The sequence below is a fragment of the Microbacterium endophyticum genome (assembly GCF_011047135.1).
Lineage (GTDB): Bacteria > Actinomycetota > Actinomycetes > Actinomycetales > Microbacteriaceae > Microbacterium > Microbacterium endophyticum.
Window position 1 is genome coordinate 1,507,559 of the sequence record NZ_CP049255.1, and the last position, 14,913, is coordinate 1,522,471.

The 14,913-nt window shown below is 61.9% G+C and carries 14 protein-coding genes; 7 read left to right on the forward strand and 7 right to left on the reverse strand.

From position 1 onward, the window contains the following. Positions 1 to 9 precede the first annotated feature (9 nt). Positions 10 to 708 (reverse strand): DUF1684 domain-containing protein, encoded by a 699-nt coding sequence (locus G6N83_RS07000; RefSeq protein WP_165140645.1) that lies wholly within the window; start codon positions 706 to 708, stop codon positions 10 to 12. A gap of 168 nt (positions 709 to 876) precedes the next feature. On the opposite strand from G6N83_RS07000, the gene G6N83_RS07005 reads away from it, so the two are divergent. Beyond that, the gene (locus G6N83_RS07005) at positions 877 to 2,163 is read left to right on the forward strand and encodes an adenylosuccinate synthase (protein ID WP_165140647.1); all 1,287 of its coding nucleotides are present in this window, start codon (positions 877 to 879) and stop codon (positions 2,161 to 2,163) included. Beyond that, positions 2,163 to 3,413, forward strand: a complete 1,251-nt coding sequence (locus G6N83_RS07010) for a lactonase family protein (RefSeq protein ID WP_165140649.1) — start codon at positions 2,163 to 2,165, stop codon at positions 3,411 to 3,413. The genes G6N83_RS07005 and G6N83_RS07010 overlap by 1 nt, the downstream gene beginning before the upstream one ends. On the opposite strand, the gene G6N83_RS07015 is transcribed toward G6N83_RS07010, so the two are convergent. Next, the gene (locus G6N83_RS07015) at positions 3,410 to 4,513 is read right to left on the reverse strand and encodes an AI-2E family transporter (RefSeq protein ID WP_165140651.1); all 1,104 of its coding nucleotides are present in this window, start codon (positions 4,511 to 4,513) and stop codon (positions 3,410 to 3,412) included. The two genes, G6N83_RS07010 and G6N83_RS07015, sit on opposite strands and share 4 nt — an antisense overlap. A gap of 63 nt (positions 4,514 to 4,576) precedes the next feature. Between G6N83_RS07015 and G6N83_RS07020 the strand changes: the two genes are divergently transcribed. The 4 genes from G6N83_RS07020 (at position 4,577) to G6N83_RS07035 (ending at position 8,344) form a co-directional block, all read left to right on the forward strand. Continuing rightward, positions 4,577 to 4,876 (forward strand): chorismate mutase, encoded by a 300-nt coding sequence (locus G6N83_RS07020; protein ID WP_165140653.1) that lies wholly within the window; start codon positions 4,577 to 4,579, stop codon positions 4,874 to 4,876. 218 nt (positions 4,877 to 5,094) lie between these two features. Further along, positions 5,095 to 6,381 carry a quaternary amine ABC transporter ATP-binding protein gene (locus G6N83_RS07025; protein ID WP_165140655.1) on the forward strand — a complete coding sequence of 429 codons (1,287 nt, stop codon included), beginning with the start codon at positions 5,095 to 5,097 and terminating at the stop codon, positions 6,379 to 6,381. After that, a complete protein-coding gene (locus G6N83_RS07030) occupies positions 6,378 to 7,283 on the forward strand; it encodes an ABC transporter permease (protein WP_165140657.1) in 906 nt (301 codons plus the stop codon). Before G6N83_RS07025 ends, G6N83_RS07030 begins: the two co-directional genes overlap by 4 nt. Positions 7,284 to 7,441: 158 nt before the next feature. Continuing rightward, entirely contained in the window at positions 7,442 to 8,344 is a 903-nt protein-coding gene (locus tag G6N83_RS07035; protein ID WP_165140659.1) for a glycine betaine ABC transporter substrate-binding protein, read from the forward strand. Positions 8,345 to 8,433: 89 nt separating this feature from the next. On the opposite strand, the gene G6N83_RS07040 is transcribed toward G6N83_RS07035, so the two are convergent. From G6N83_RS07040 to G6N83_RS07050, 4 genes are read right to left on the reverse strand one after another with little or no spacing between them, the layout of a single operon-like run. After that, on the reverse strand, positions 8,434 to 9,153 hold the full coding sequence (locus G6N83_RS07040; RefSeq protein ID WP_165140661.1) for a hypothetical protein: 720 nt from the start codon (positions 9,151 to 9,153) through the stop codon (positions 8,434 to 8,436). A gap of 25 nt (positions 9,154 to 9,178) precedes the next feature. Next, complete coding sequence (locus G6N83_RS13925) at positions 9,179 to 9,310, reverse strand: hypothetical protein (protein ID WP_260149181.1); 132 nt, start codon at positions 9,308 to 9,310, stop codon at positions 9,179 to 9,181. A 9-nt stretch (positions 9,311 to 9,319) separates the two neighbouring features. Then, a complete protein-coding gene (gene purL, locus G6N83_RS07045; RefSeq protein WP_241246117.1) occupies positions 9,320 to 11,656 on the reverse strand; it encodes a phosphoribosylformylglycinamidine synthase subunit PurL in 2,337 nt (778 codons plus the stop codon). Positions 11,657 to 11,708: 52 nt separating this feature from the next. Then, entirely contained in the window at positions 11,709 to 12,401 is a 693-nt protein-coding gene (locus G6N83_RS07050; protein ID WP_165140663.1) for a DsbA family protein, read from the reverse strand. Between the two features lie 135 nt (positions 12,402 to 12,536). On the opposite strand from G6N83_RS07050, the gene G6N83_RS07055 reads away from it, so the two are divergent. Beyond that, positions 12,537 to 13,514 (forward strand): SRPBCC family protein, encoded by a 978-nt coding sequence (locus G6N83_RS07055; RefSeq protein WP_165140665.1) that lies wholly within the window; start codon positions 12,537 to 12,539, stop codon positions 13,512 to 13,514. On the opposite strand, the gene G6N83_RS07060 is transcribed toward G6N83_RS07055, so the two are convergent. Further along, on the reverse strand, positions 13,511 to 14,650 hold the full coding sequence (locus tag G6N83_RS07060; protein WP_208379736.1) for a fatty acid desaturase family protein: 1,140 nt from the start codon (positions 14,648 to 14,650) through the stop codon (positions 13,511 to 13,513). The genes G6N83_RS07055 and G6N83_RS07060 overlap by 4 nt on opposite strands. Between the last annotated feature and the right edge of the window lie 263 nt (positions 14,651 to 14,913).

Below are 14,913 nucleotides of genomic sequence, written 5' to 3' on the forward strand. Positions count from 1 at the left end.
TGAGACGGACTAAGCCGCGTAGATGTCGAAGCCGTCGCGGAAGACGACATTCTTTTCGCCAGCGCGAACCGGCAGAGAGAACCTGTTCGCGGCGGGCGGGAGAGGACAGTTGTACTGCGCCGAGAAGCCGCACGGCGGAACAAAAGCCCGGTTGAAATCGAGCGTGACAGTGTCGGAGTTCGCGGAGTCTCGGGAAACGAACAAGAAACGCCCGGAACCGTAGGTTTCGGAGCCGTTGGTTTGATCCGCGAAGACGAGAAGGAGCTGGCCCCCGTCGTCGAACGCCGCCAGCGAATAATCGCGGCCATCGAGCGTGAAGACGATGTCGCCGGGGACAACGAGGTCACGTGTGCCTCCGTTGTCGCGAATGTGTTCAAACGGAACGGTGCGATCTTCAGCGACGGGAACGAAACTCGCCGTCAGCACCCAGGCGGGGTCGTAGTCGTACGTAGCGATCTCTTCGAACGAACGGATGGCGGGCGCACTCGCATCCCATATGCGCAACCCGTGCTCCGTGGCATGCGAGTCGATCTCGGTGCGTTGCAGGGGAGTGACCGTTATGGAATCGGGCATGCCCTCTTGCACAGCTTCGATATCGGGCACGGCGCCTGTCCAGCGAGTTTCGACGAGCGCGAGATTGCCGGTCGGGGCGGTCACAGCGGTTCGGCGCTGTTCGCGCCAGCGGGTGTGATCTTCGGCGGCAGACATTCTTCGACCATTCTGAGTGGGGGATGCGGAGATGCCGTTGTGAGGCGTCATATAGCGAAATGCGCATGGTGCGCTCGTTTATTCCCGGCAAGAGCCGTTGAGGCGAGGAAGACATCGCGGAACCGCTCGATAGGATGGGGTGTACCGATCCACCACAGAGGGAGCCTCATGCCAGGCATCGTGATCGTCGGAGTCCAGTGGGGTGACGAGGGTAAAGGGAAGGCGACTGACCTTCTCGGCGACCGCACCGACTGGGTTGTGAAGTTCAACGGCGGCAACAACGCCGGTCACACCGTCGTTATCGGCGACGAGAAGTACGCTCTGCACCTTTTGCCATCAGGCATCCTGAGTCCGGGCGTCAATGCCGTTATCGGCAACGGCGTGGTCGTCGACCTCGAGGTGCTTTTTGCCGAGTTGACGGCACTATCAGCGCGCGGCGTAGACATCACGCGCCTGCGCGTCAGCGCCAACGCGCACATCATCACTCAGTACCACCGCACGCTCGATAAGGTGACCGAACGATTTTTGGGTAAGCGCCAGATCGGCACCACCGGTCGCGGAATTGGTCCGGCTTACGCCGACAAGATCAACCGTGTCGGCATCCGGGTGCAAGACCTTTTCGACGAGAACATTCTGCGCCAGAAGGTGGAAGGCGCCCTCGACCAGAAGAATCACCTGCTCGTCAAGGTCTTCAACCGGCGTGCGGTGACTGTCGACGAGGTCGTGGAAGATCTGCTGTCTTATGCGGATCGTTTGCGTCCGATGGTCGCAGACACCGGTCTCTTGTTGAGTCAGGCTCTTGACGCAGGCGATGTCGTGGTTTTCGAGGGCGGGCAGGCTGCCATGCTCGATGTCGACCACGGCACCTACCCGTTCGTAACGTCATCGTCGGCGACAGCTGGTGGGGCTTCCACCGGATCCGGGGTCGGTCCGAACCGCCTCGACCGCATCGTCGGCATTGTGAAGGCCTACACGACACGCGTCGGGTCGGGGCCGTTCCCCACCGAGCTCTTCGACGAGCAGGGCGATTGGTTGCGCTCGCGCGGGTTCGAGTTCGGCACGACGACTGGGCGTCCGCGCCGTGTCGGATGGTACGACGCACCCATCACGCGCTACGCGACACGAATCAACGGCATCACCGACCTCGTGTTGACAAAACTCGACATCCTGAGTGGTCTTGAACAGATCCCGGTCTGCGTGGCCTACGACGTCGATGGTGAACGATTCGACGAGGTCCCCGTCAACCAGACCGACTTCCACCACGCGAAGCCTATCCTCGAGTACTTCCCGGGCTGGAAGACAGACATTTCGACGGCGCGGTCCTTCGAAGATCTGCCGGTCGAAGCTCAGGACTACGTACTTGCTCTGGAATCGATGAGTGGTACGCGAATCTCCGTCATCGGCGTGGGTCCCTCGCGCGACGCTGTTATTGTGCGCCACGACCTCGTCGACTGATGCGCATCCTCACGGGCGGATACACGGCCGACATGGGCGGCGTCGGTGAGGGAATCGGCGAAGTCGTGGCGGGGGCGCGAGACGATGTTCTCGCTGGCGGCCAACTTCGCTTTTCTGGCACGGTCGCACCAGCCCAGTCACCTTCATGGGTGACGAAGCATCCAACGCTTGACATCGTGTATGCCGCCCTTGAGGGGCGGGGCGTGGTTCAAGCGTTTCGCCGAGTTGGCGAGACAGCTTTCGTAGAGCTCGGGCGTCCGATCGAAGCTGGCGAGATGACATGCCATGTTGCCGTGGCTCCTGACGCTTCAGAGCTTGCGGTTTCGTGCTGGGGTGACGGTCGAGTCGTGCGGATGCCACTCGATAGCGCGGGAGTGCCGCGTGGGAGGCATGTCCTCGCGAGTGCTGTCGATCCTCATGGCGTGGGCGAGCCGGCCGGGGCCGCGGCTCCGGAACAGCCCGAGTCTGAGATCGAACAGGCGCGGCAGGCGCTCCGCGACGCGGCGGGTGCCGAATACGCCCATCTGCTCGGCGACGAAGAACCGCTGCCGTTCTCCGTTTCGGCGAATGCCGCGGACCTCGCGCTTTTTGAGGGTGCGACACAAATCGGTGCGACAGAAACGGGTGGTGGAGAACCGGATGCTGCGGCTCGCGCTTCGCGCGCACACCAGGTGCGTTACTTGCCACACGGCGTCGTTGCGACGGTCGATATGGGGTACGACCTTGTCCGGTTCTGGCGCCACGGTGCGGATGGTGAGCTGCGTTTTGCCCAGGAGGTTGTTTTTCCGCGCGGGAGTGGGCCGCGCCACACGGTATGGCACCCGAGTGGCCATCTCTATGTCATCACTGAGCTCTCACACGAGGTGTTCGTGCTTGCCCCGAACCCGATGGGTCATTGGCGGATAATCTCGAGTCTCGCGTTCGGCGCTGGGCTCATGACCACCGACACTGCCGCTGAGCTCGCGCCGTCGCGCGACGGGGCCTTTCTTTATGCGGGAGTTCGTGGTTCCAACACGATCGCGACGCTCCGAGTGGACGGTGCCGGCGAGTCGATCAGCGCCGTTGCTTTGGTCGATGCCGGAGTGAATTGGCCGCGCCATCACGCCATCGTGCGTGACACCCTCCTGGTGGCAGGCCAGCTCTCCGATGAAGTGGCGTCGCTCAGCCTCGACGACAGAACGGGGATTCCTGGGCGGGTGCGCCATCGTGTCGACGTGGCCTCTCCCACGTGCCTCGTGCCGGTGCGCTAGATCTTCTGATCCTGTTTGGGGATCACAACCTGCTTCAAAATGAGCAGGAGCGAGGCCGTCACGGGTATCGCCACGAGAGCGCCGAGGAGTCCGAGTAGCGTTCCGCCGACGAGCGCACCGATGACGACGAGAGACCCAGGAATCGAAATAGTTCGGTTCATGACCTTCGGCGTGAGGAAATATGCCTCAACCTGCATGTAGGCGAGGTACGAGGCCGAAAAGATCAGTGCGCCGACGGGATCACCGAGAAGTGCGACGAGCGACCCGATGATCCAGAAGAGGACGGGACCTACGAGGGGGATGATCGTAATGCAGAACGCAACGACGGCCATCAGTGCTGGGAACGGCAGCTCGAGAATCAGGAAGAGTACGAGTGTGAACATCGAGTTGAAGAACGCGAGCACCACCATCCCCATCAAGTAGCCACCGATCGAGTCCGTGATCTGCTCGGTGAGGTCTGCAACACCGGGACGGTTACGGGCGGGCGTGAGGCGGTAGAACGAGCTCTTGATCATCGGCAGCGAGGCCAAGAAGTAGAGGCTTAACACCAGGATGATGACGAGACCGGAAACTCCGGTGGCAAGAGAGACTCCGAACTGCAGAACGCCGCCGCCGATCGCGGCGATATTGGCTGGATTCACGATGAAGTCCTGCAGCTGTTTGACGATGTCGCCCGCAGCGTCGCCAAAGTTCGAGTTGATGTACGCGTAGACCTCGCTGTGCATGAAGTCGGTGAAGTACTTCGGAATGCTGTCGATGAACTGTGTGATCTGTCGGATGACTGTCGGCAGAACAATGAGAAGCACGCCCGCAAGCACCGCGGCAAAGCCGATGTAGACGATGACGATCGACCAGGTGCGCGGCACCTTGCGGCGTTCCAAAGCGCGGACGATCGGGTCGAGTCCGAGCGCTGCGAACATCGCAAATGCGATGTAGATCAGGATCGTTGTGAGATTGGAGACCGCGAGGCCGAGGAGGATGGCGACGAGCCCTCCGAGGGTGACGAAGAACCCGAACGCGAAGGGGTTTCGCAACACTGCCGAGCGTGCTGGTGTTCCGCCGGATTTGGGAGTCGCGGAGCTCTCTGTGCCATCGGTCATGATCACACTCTAGAGGTGGCGTGCACCGCGACACGGTATCGTCGAATTCAGGAGGACGCCCCCATGACTGACGCTGATCCAGTAGCCACCTTGACCCGGCTGCGAGCGAGCATCGACAACGTCGATGCCGCGCTCATTTTCATGCTCGCTGAACGCTTTCGTTGCACGAAGCAGGTGGGCGAGTTGAAGGCCGAGCACGGGATGCCCGCCTCTGATCCGTCTCGTGAAGAGCAGCAAACGGCACGCCTCCGACGCCTTGCAGAAGAGGCGGATCTCGATCCCGAGTTCGCCGAAAAGTGGTTCAATTTCGTCGTCGCCGAGGTCATCCGGCACCACACCGCGGCTGCGGGACTCGATAGCTGATACGGTTGTCGGTGGGTCAGATGACCCTGTTCCGATCAGTCCGCGATCATCGCGGCATCCTTTGATGCCATGACGGTGAGCGTACGGTTAACGATCTTTGCGACATGTCCGACACGTGTCGCAGCTGTGTTCCCGAGACCCGAATCTCGGTCTGAGCGCGAGTGATCTTAACCCGGGCGTGACCGATGCAGCCGTGAAATCGCGCTGCCGAGGTGACAGTGACTGTGCAGCATGCCATTGAGGCTCAAGGCCTCTTTAAAGTCTTCGGGCGTAACCCGCGCGGAGCAGTTCAGAAGCTCCGCGATGGTGCCTCGCGATCCGACATCGCATCCTCGGGAACCGCGGCCGTTATCGACGCCAGCTTCACCGTCAAGCCCGGCGAGATCTTCGTCATCATGGGATTGTCGGGCTCGGGAAAGTCGACGATCATCCGGATGTTGAATGGACTGCTGGAGCCCACAGCGGGCGATGTGCTGGTCCAGGGTGAAAGCATCGCCAAAGCTTCGCCCTCGGAGCTTCGCCGTATCCGGCGCCAGTCGGTGTCGATGGTCTTTCAGCACTTCGCCCTTCTCCCGCACCGCACCGTGATCGACAACGCCGCCTACGCGTTGGAGATTCAAGGCGTTGGCCGCGAAGAGCGCCGCAGCCGTGCGATGGAAATTCTTGAAAAGGTCGGCCTCGGCGATCGTGCCGAAGCAATGCCCGACGAACTTTCCGGCGGTATGCGTCAGCGCGTGGGTCTTGCCCGCGCGCTCACTTCCGGCACAGACATCCTTCTGATGGACGAAGCGTTTTCGGCTCTTGACCCCCTCATTCGACGTGAAATGCAGGAACAGCTCATCGAGCTGCAGCAGGAGCTCGGTCGGACGATTGTTTTCATCACACACGACCTCAACGAGGCCATGTTCCTCGGTGACCGGATCGCCGTCATGCGCGATGGTCGCATCGTGCAAAATGGCACCCCCGAAGAGATCCTCACCGACCCGGCAAACGACTACGTCGCGCAGTTCGTTCAGGATGTTGACCGGGCGCGTGTGCTGACCGCCTCGAGCGTCATGGAGCCGCCGCAGGCAACGACACCGGTCAGCGCTGGTGTGCGCGGCGCCCTCAAGGTCATGCGCGATCAGCAGGTCGGTTCGGTTGCCGTGCTCGAAAACCGGGTATATCTCGGGATCATCACCGATCGCGAAGCCATTCGCGCCGTAAAGAGTGGAAAGACCGATCTTCGTTCGTTGGCTCACCACGCGCAGCCCGCCGTGCACCCGGACGATCCACTGACCGATGTCGTCGAGCGCTCCGTCGAGAGCCACATTCCCGTCGCGGTCGTGGACGACCGGATGCGCCTCATGGGCGTGATTCCTCGCGTCACTCTGCTCGCGGCGCTCGGCAATGTGCCGACGATGACGCGGGAAAACCCCGTCATCGATGTGCCGGCGACAGTGCCGGAAAGTGAGATGACACTCACCATCGATGCTGCAGAGACCACGGAAGGGAGCCTGCGATGAACGATATGTTCCGCCTCCCCATTGGTGACGTTGTAGAGAGCGTCGTTCGTTGGTTCATTGACACTTTCGCCTGGTTCTTCGACGGAATCAGCGTGATCTTCTCGGCCGTATACGACGGCTTGGACTGGGCGCTGTCCAGCCCGCCGTTCTGGGTGATCATTCTCGTCTTCGCGGCGATCGCCTACTTCGCAAAGGGCTGGCCGCTTGCGGTCGGAACGGCGATTGGCCTGCTATTGATCGTCGGCGTGAATCAGTGGGACAACGCGATGGACTCGCTCGCTCTCGTGATCATCGCTTCTGCAGTCGCTGTGGCGATTGCGATCCCGTTGGGAATTTGGGCCGCGCGCAACGAGAAGGTTTCGAGCGTCATTCGACCGATCCTCGACTTCTTGCAGACGATGCCGGCCTTCGTCTACCTGATTCCCGCTCTCATCATGTTCGGTGTCGGCGTCGTCCCCGGAATTGTCGCCACAATCGTGTTCGCTCTCGCGCCCGGTGTGCGTTTGACTGAGCTCGGTATTCGCGGTGTTGATGAAGAGGTCGTTGAAGCCGGGCACGCCTTCGGCGCATCGCCCGGCCGCATCCTGCGACAGATTCAGCTCCCGTTGGCACTGCCGTCAATCATGGCTGGTGTCAACCAGGTGATCATGTTGAGCCTTTCGATGGTCGTTATCGCCGGCATGGTCGGCGCTGGCGGTCTCGGTGGGCAGGTCGTTCAGAGCCTGAGCCGCATCGATATCGCACTCGGTGTCGAAGCCGGTGGCTCGGTTGTCGTGCTCGCGATGATTCTCGACCGGGTGACGTCGGGGCTCGCGTCGCGCGACAAGCGCCGTTCCTCATCTGTCACAAAGCTCGATGAGAAGATCGCGTCGCCTCAGCGCGCGCCGATCGTCAATTCATAACAACGCGGATGCCACCGGCATCCATCACACAGAATTACGGGTTCGACGTTGCACCCGCCACCAACCTGGCGAGCTCATCCCTCGCCGGATGGGCGCGTCGAACGGCGTGCTCACAACCGAACGATCCGCGCACAGCATGCGGAAAGAGAGGACACACGATGACCAAGAGAAGCACCCTTACTGCAGGAATCGCACTGACCGGAGTTGCGGCCCTCGCGCTCACCGGTTGCGCTGGTACCTCCGATGACGCATCAGGTTCGTCTGACGCATCGGGCGACCGCGCCGTCAAGATCGCCGTCTTCAACGGTTGGGACGAAGGCATTGCTGCGTCCGAACTGTGGAAGGCCATCCTTGAAGACAAGGGCTACGACGTAGAGCTGGAATACGCCGACCCCGCAGCCGTCTACACCGGCATCTCGAAAGAGAACTACGACCTGACGCTCGACACATGGTTGCCGCTCACACACGCGGACTACATGGAAACCTACGGCGACGAGCTCGTTGACCTGGGCGCCTGGAACGATGAGGCCAAGCTCACGATCGCCGTGAACGAGGACGCTCCCATCGACTCGCTCTCCGAGCTCGCTGAGAACGCCGATCTTTTCGACAACAAGCTTGTTGGTATCGAGGCCGGTTCCGGTCTCGTGACCGTCACGCAGGACGAGGTCATCCCCGGCTACGGCCTTGAGGACATGGACTTCGTCGTTTCGTCGACACCCGCCATGCTCGCCGAACTTCAGTCGAAGACCGATGCTGGCGAGAACGTTGCTGTCACCCTGTGGCGCCCGCACTGGGCATACAACGCCTTCCCGCTCAAGGACCTCGAAGACCCCGAAGGCCTCCTCGGTGACGCCGAAGGCATTCACACAGTGACCTCGACCAGCTTTGCTGACGAGTTCTCTGAGGTCAACGGATGGTTGGCCGACTTCAAGATGCCCAGCGAAACGCTGTACTCACTCGAAGACGCCATGTTCAGCGACGGCGGTAGCGACGACTACACCGACGTTGTGCAGCAGTGGATCTCCGACAACCAGGAGTACGTGGACTCGCTCACTTCCTGAGTCTCCGCGTAACCCACGCCGAGGGGTCGCAACACGCCATAATGCTCGCGCGCTAGCGCGCTGCATGCGGCGTGTTGCGACCCCTCGGGCTATGTCGCGGGAGGTTTTGGCGGGCTCTGCGGCGGCGCGGCGCGGCGGGGGAGCTGACCGGCACGCGCGGAGGCGCGGAGTGCCGCATTTTCCGCACGTTCGAACGCCGCGGCCATGTCCGAAACAGCGGCACGATATGCGGTGAACGCGACGGGATCCATCCGGATTGCTCCGTCGGGCGGGCGAAGCCACTGTGCCTGCTGCATCGTGTCGAGAAACGCTGCCGTGTCGGGCCAGTGTGGATCGCTCAGCTGCGGCACCGCGATGGAGAGTTCAAGATCGGTTTCGTATTCCAGCCAGCGCGCGGCGATCTCGTCGTGTTGCCGCACGAGCCGAACGAGCGGCAGATCCTCGATCGAGGATGTCGCGCCCAATCGAGCACGTTCTGCGCGAACTTCGCCCCGGGCCGCGCGCAATGCGAGCGCGGCCGAACGTTGCCGTTGTTTGGCCTCTACGAGAGCGCGTCGCGCGTCGGGCAATGCCGGTCCGGGAGCACCAGCGCGCGCCGCATGAACCTTCGCTTGTGCCGACCGGGTGTCAGCTCGCGCCGAGAGCGCGGCACGAATCGCCGCTTGCTCGTGCGCTCGGGCTGCATTCAGTGCCAGTCGTCGCGCGCGGCGCCGGCCCGTTGTCGCTCCAAGGTAGCTGGCGGTGCCAACTCCTACGGCAGTCGGAGCAGTCCACCACCAGAGGGCGAGGAACTCCAGTAAAGGTTCCACGTCTTCACACTACGTGTTGCTGGATTCAGCCGAAGATCAGCGCGATGACGGTTGAGCCGCCGCCGACCAGGATGAGCGCCACGATAACCGCCCATGCCACGATCTTCATGCGCATCTGACGCTTCGTGTTGAGATCGCCGTAGTCTTCGTCGCTCATGTCGAACTCCTAAATTCCGGGCTCGCTGATGGTCGGACCGAACGCGGCGGGAAGCGTTGCCGCCGAAATCGAACGCAGTTCGCTAATCGGCACGGTGAAGACGTCCTGGACTTCAAGTGTCGGTTCGCCCTCGGCCGGTGAATCGGTGACGCCAATGCGCAGCACTGGGTAGTTGCGACCCGCGCAGAGCCCCCGGAACTTCACGTCTTCTTCACGCGGCACTGTCACGATGACGCGACCCGTGGACTCGGAGAAGAGAGCGGATGCCGCATCCACCCCATCGCGTTCGCTGATTTCGCTCAGCCACACACGTGCGCCAACGCCGAACCGTTTCACGGCGTCGGCGAGTGACTGCGCGAGTCCACCTTCCGAGAGGTCGTGCGCGCTGGAGATGAGGCTCTGGTCTGACGCTGCCCGGAGCAGTTCCGCGAGGCGCTTCTCGCCGGCGAGATCAACGGTGGGGGGAGGTCCACCGAGGTGGCCGTGGATCGTCGCGGCCCATGCTGACCCGCTGAGTTCCATCGCGGTCACACCGAGCAGATAGATGTTCTCGCCGATGTCTTGCCATCCGCTCGGGATGCGGTGGGCAACATCGTCGATGACACCCATGACGCCGACGACAGGAGTTGGGTGAATCGGAGTGTCACCGGTCTGGTTATAGAACGAGACGTTGCCACCGGTCACTGGAATACCGAGCTCGAGGCATCCGTCGCTCAGTCCTTCGACTGCGCGGGAGAACTGCCACATGACCTCGGGGTTCTCGGGGCTGCCGAAGTTGAGGCAGTCGGTGACAGCTGCCGGCGTTGCGCCGGTGACGGCGACGTTGCGATAGGCCTCCGCGAGAGCGAGCTTGGCGCCCTCGTACGGGTCGAGCTGGCAGAACCGGCCGTTGCAGTCGGTTGCGATAGCGAAGCCGAGACCCGAGTTCTCATCGACTCGGATCATGCCGGCGTCGTCGGGGAACGAGAGGGCAGTGTTGCCGAGCACGTAGTAGTCGTACTGGTTCGTGATCCAGGACGGGTCGGCGAGGTTCGGGCTCGCCACGAGCTTCAAGAACTGCTCACGAAGCGTGTCAGCGTCGTTGTGACGCTCGAGGGCCGCGGCGGAGTCGTCACGGAGCGCGTCGATCCAGGTGGGGTAGGCAACGGGGCGATCGTAGACCGGGCCATCAACTGCGACTGTTGAAGGGTCAACGTTGACGATCTCTTCGCCGTGCCAGAAGATCTGCAGCCGGCCATCGCCGGTTACTTCACCAAGAACGCTCGTTTCGACATCCCACTTGCCGACGACAGCCAAGAACGCCTCGAGCTTTTCGGGGGCAACGATCGCCATCATGCGCTCCTGCGACTCGCTCATCAGAATCTCTTCTGGGGTGAGGGAAGGGTCGCGCAGCAGCACGTTTTCGAGGTCGACGCGCATGCCCGAACCACCATTGGCTGCGAGTTCACTCGTCGCGCACGAGATACCGGCGGCTCCGAGATCTTGAATGGCCTCAACCAACTCGTCGCGGTACAGCTCGAGGCAGCACTCGATGAGCACCTTCTCGGCAAACGGGTCGCCAACCTGCACTGCCGGGCGCTTGGTGGGTCCGCCATCGGCGAAGGTGTCGGAGGCAAGAATTGAGGCGCCGCCGATTCCGTCGCCACCGGTACGAGCGCCGAAGAGCACGACCTTGTTTCCGGTGCCGGAGGCATTGGCAAGCTTCAGGTCTTCGTGACGCAGTACGCCGACCGCGAGAGCGTTCACGAGCGGGTTGCCCTGATATACCGGGTCGAACACGGTCTCGCCGCCGATATTCGGTAGGCCGAGGCAGTTGCCGTAAAACGAGATGCCCGAAACCACGCCGTGCACAACGCGAGCGGTGTCGGGGTGATCAATGGCTCCGAAGCGCAACTGGTCCATGATCGCGACGGGGCGCGCGCCCATAGAGATAATGTCGCGGACGATGCCGCCGACGCCGGTTGCGGCACCCTGGAACGGCTCGATGTAGCTCGGGTGGTTGTGCGACTCCACCTTGAAAGTGACAGCCCAACCTTCGCCGATGTCGACGACGCCAGCATTTTGACCCATGCCGACCATGAGCTTCTCGCGCATTTTGTCGGTGACTTTTTGACCGAACTGGCGCAGGTAGTTCTTGCTCGACTTGTAAGAGCAGTGTTCGCTCCACATCACCGAGTACATGGCGAGCTCACCGCTCGTGGGGCGACGCCCCAGAATCTCGCGGATCTGGGCGTACTCGTCGGCTTTGAGGCCGAGGGCTGCGTACGGCTGCTCCTTCTCAGGAGTGGCGACGGCGTTGTCGACGGTGTCTGCCGTGGCAGGCGTCGTGGGAGTGGAAGTAGTCACGCGGCTGGACTCCAGAAAATCAGGGATGCCGGACCCGCTCAGTCTAGTTCGGCTACGCTCGTGCCTGCTCTACTGCCGCGGTGAAGCGCGCTGCGTCGGTGCCGTCTTCGCGTACTTCGAACACGTTCCCGTTGATCACGAGGGTCGGCACATGGTCGATGACTTCCGTCGTGCCGGGAATCTCACGGCCGAGCCAGTAGTCGTTCGATGTTGTTGCCGTCGCGGAAAAATCTGCGATCGCCGTCGAAAGATCGGCAGCAGCACCCGCCTGCGCCGCGTACTGCACGAGGTCATCATCGGAAGGGCTACCGGATTCAGAGACCTGATTGGCTTGGATCAACGAATACAGGGGGAGTACGGCATCCGTCTCGCCCGCATCCGCTACGGCAAATAGCACGGCGCTCGCACGAGTGGAGTAGTCGGTGGTGTCACCGCGCTTTTCGCTGACGTAGGTCATGGGGTGAAGCGTCATGGTGACGTCGCCTGCTGCAACAAAATCGGCGAGGTCAGAACCGATCGCTTTGTCGAGTTCAGCGCAGTGGGGGCACGAGGGATCTCCCCACATTTCGATCTCAACATCGCCGGAGCCCACGATGATTCCGTCCATTGCGAGTGCTGACATAGCGGTCGACGCGGGAGCGGATGCCTCGGGGTCGGTGCTGCTCGTGCACGCTGCAAGACTGAGCGCCGTTGTGAGCGCGAGGACCGCAGCGCCGATTCGTCGCGGAAAGAGTCGGTGTGTCATGCCGACAGCATATGTGGTCAGACCACAGATGCAAAGCGCTGTTTGCGGGGGGCATTGACGAGTTGTTGGAGCAGCAATACCTTTTCAGTCATGTGGGAGCGAGGAGCCCAGTTCGCCTTTTAAGAGGAGTAACCCATGCCTGTAACCGACATCACGACTGACCGGGAAAACCTCACAATGACATTGACTGCGGATGTCGAGGCGACGAGCGCGCGCCTGTGGGACGTGTTCACGCAACCGCGTCAGCTTGAGCGGGTGTGGGGCCCGCCCGGATGGCCAGCGACGTTCGTTTCGTTCGACTTCGCTGTGGGAGGGCGAGCCAGGTACCACATGACGGGGCCCAATGGAGAGATCGCGCGCGGTGGGTGGGAGTTCATTAGCATCGACGAAGCGCGTGGGTTTGAAGTCCTCGATGAATTCGTCGGAGACGACGGGGAGGCTCTCGCCGATACTCCGTCGATGAGACTGACGTTCGATTTCGAAGACACCGACGCCGGCGCGCGATTCACGACGACGTCGTACTTCCCTTCGGTGGAAGCTCTCGAGCAGATTTTGGCGATGGGTGCGGCCGAGGGAATGACATTGGCCATGGGCCAGCTCGACACGGTTGTGAAGAGCTTGCGGGAGTTCGGTCAGGGTAAGGGCACTGAGACCGAGCTGCTCAACGACAATCAGGTTCGTATCACTCGCTTGATTGACGGACCCCGTGAGCTCGTGTGGCGCGCACACACCGAGCCCGACCTGATGCAGAAGTGGCTGCTCGGCCCCGAAGGATGGGCAATGACAGTGTGCGAGATCGACCCACGCACGGGCGGGAAGTATCGCTACGCCTGGGAGCCTCTCGCCGTGGGCGAGGGCGAGGCTTTCGGATTCGACGGTGAGATTCTCTTGAGTGAACCAGTCCGTCGGATGGTTACGACGGAGCACATGACGGGCACCGACTACCCGTCGACCACCAACGACATGCTGCTCATCGAAGAAGACGGCGCGACTCTCATCACGCTGTTGATTTCTTACTCCAGCAAGGAAGCCCGAGATGCTGTGCTCGCGACCGGAATGACTTCCGGGATGGAAGACAGCTACGCGCGGCTCGAACGAATCACGGCCGCTTAGACGCGGCGGAACTCTGACGACACGGGGCAATCGAATGGGTCGCCAGCGGCGAGGCCCACGCGGTTGAGGTACGCGATGACGATCCCATAAGAACGCAAAAGCGTTGTCTCGGTGTAAGGAACGTTGAGGGTTTCGCAGTAGTCGCGCACAATCAAGCGCGCCTTCGCGAGGTGCGGACGGGGCATGTTCGGGAACAGGTGGTGCTCAACCTGGTAGTTGAGTCCGCCCATGAGCCATGTCGTGTACCAGCCGCCGCTGATGTTGCGCGAGGTGCGAACCTGCTTGGTGAAGAAATCGAGCTTCGCATCGCGGTCGACGATCGGCATGCCCTTGTGGTTCGGTGCGAAGGCGGCACCCATGTAGACACCGAAAACAGCGAGCTGCACGCCGAGGAATGCGAATGCCATGCCGAGGGGCAGTGCCCAGAACAGCAGCGAGAGGTAGAGGGCAAAGCGACCGGCGATGAGGCTGAGTTCGATCCAGCGGCCCTTGACGTCTTTTGTCGTCGTGAGGTGCTTAAGGCCGAGGTAGTGCAGGTTCAAACCCTCGAGTGTGAGCAGCGGAAAGAAGAACCAGCCCTGGCGCCGCGTGAGAAAGACGTGGAGGCCACGGGCCTTCGCCGCATCTTCTTCAAGGAAAGAAACTGTGTCGACTTCGATGTCGGGATCACGAGAGACGCGGTTCGGGTTGGCGTGGTGGCGAGTGTGCTTGCTTGACCACCAGGAGTAGCTCATGCCGACAACACCGCTGATCAATCCGCGAGCGAGGCGGTCGTTGCGCGGGCCCGACGCGAGAATCTGGCGGTGCGCGGCCTCGTGAGAGAGGAATGCAATCTGCGTGAGGATAATGCCGAGGGCACCCGCGATGAGCAGCTGGAACCAGCTATCTCCGAGCAGGATGAAGCCCGCTACGCACCCAGCAAGACAGAGGGCCAGGATGCCGCCGACGAGAGCGTAGAAGCCGCGTGCTCGATCGAGCAGCCCGGTCTCGCGCGTGACCTTCGAGATCTCGGTGTACGCACGTGTCAGATGCGGGAAGGTGTCGGTTCCCGCGTAGGTCTGGCGTACAGGCCCGAGCTGAGCGGTGGGAGCGGCAATAGCGATGGCGAACCTACTTCGATCGGCGTGCGGAGCCAAAGGCAGGTGCCGATCGCTAGGGCCAGCGTACGTCGAGGCTTATGCAGAAGGCGGAATGTGGCGCATTGCTAGGAAGATGCCCAGGTTGCCGTCATCAGCCGGACCCGCAGGTAGTGCGTGCTAACGTTGAGGTGGTGCTTTTCTAGCGCCTGCGTCGTCGATACGCTTCCCGGCCCTCTGGCTGTGGCACTTCTCGAGCGGCGAACCGATGCGCGAATCCGCGCCGTCGCCCATTTGCGGTCAGTTTCGATCGTGTTTACCCG

Coding starts and splice junctions, on each gene's coding strand:
- G6N83_RS07000 (WP_165140645.1), bottom strand. CDS start 708: ATGTCTGCCGCCGAAGATCACACCCGCTGGCGCGAACAGCGCCGAACC.
- G6N83_RS07005 (WP_165140647.1), top strand. CDS start 877: ATGCCAGGCATCGTGATCGTCGGAGTCCAGTGGGGTGACGAGGGTAAA.
- G6N83_RS07010 (WP_165140649.1), top strand. CDS start 2,163: ATGCGCATCCTCACGGGCGGATACACGGCCGACATGGGCGGCGTCGGT.
- G6N83_RS07015 (WP_165140651.1), bottom strand. CDS start 4,513: ATGACCGATGGCACAGAGAGCTCCGCGACTCCCAAATCCGGCGGAACA.
- G6N83_RS07020 (WP_165140653.1), top strand. CDS start 4,577: ATGACTGACGCTGATCCAGTAGCCACCTTGACCCGGCTGCGAGCGAGC.
- G6N83_RS07030 (WP_165140657.1), top strand. CDS start 6,378: ATGAACGATATGTTCCGCCTCCCCATTGGTGACGTTGTAGAGAGCGTC.
- G6N83_RS07035 (WP_165140659.1), top strand. CDS start 7,442: ATGACCAAGAGAAGCACCCTTACTGCAGGAATCGCACTGACCGGAGTT.
- G6N83_RS13925 (WP_260149181.1), bottom strand. CDS start 9,310: ATGAGCGACGAAGACTACGGCGATCTCAACACGAAGCGTCAGATGCGC.
- G6N83_RS07050 (WP_165140663.1), bottom strand. CDS start 12,401: ATGACACACCGACTCTTTCCGCGACGAATCGGCGCTGCGGTCCTCGCG.
- G6N83_RS07055 (WP_165140665.1), top strand. CDS start 12,537: ATGCCTGTAACCGACATCACGACTGACCGGGAAAACCTCACAATGACA.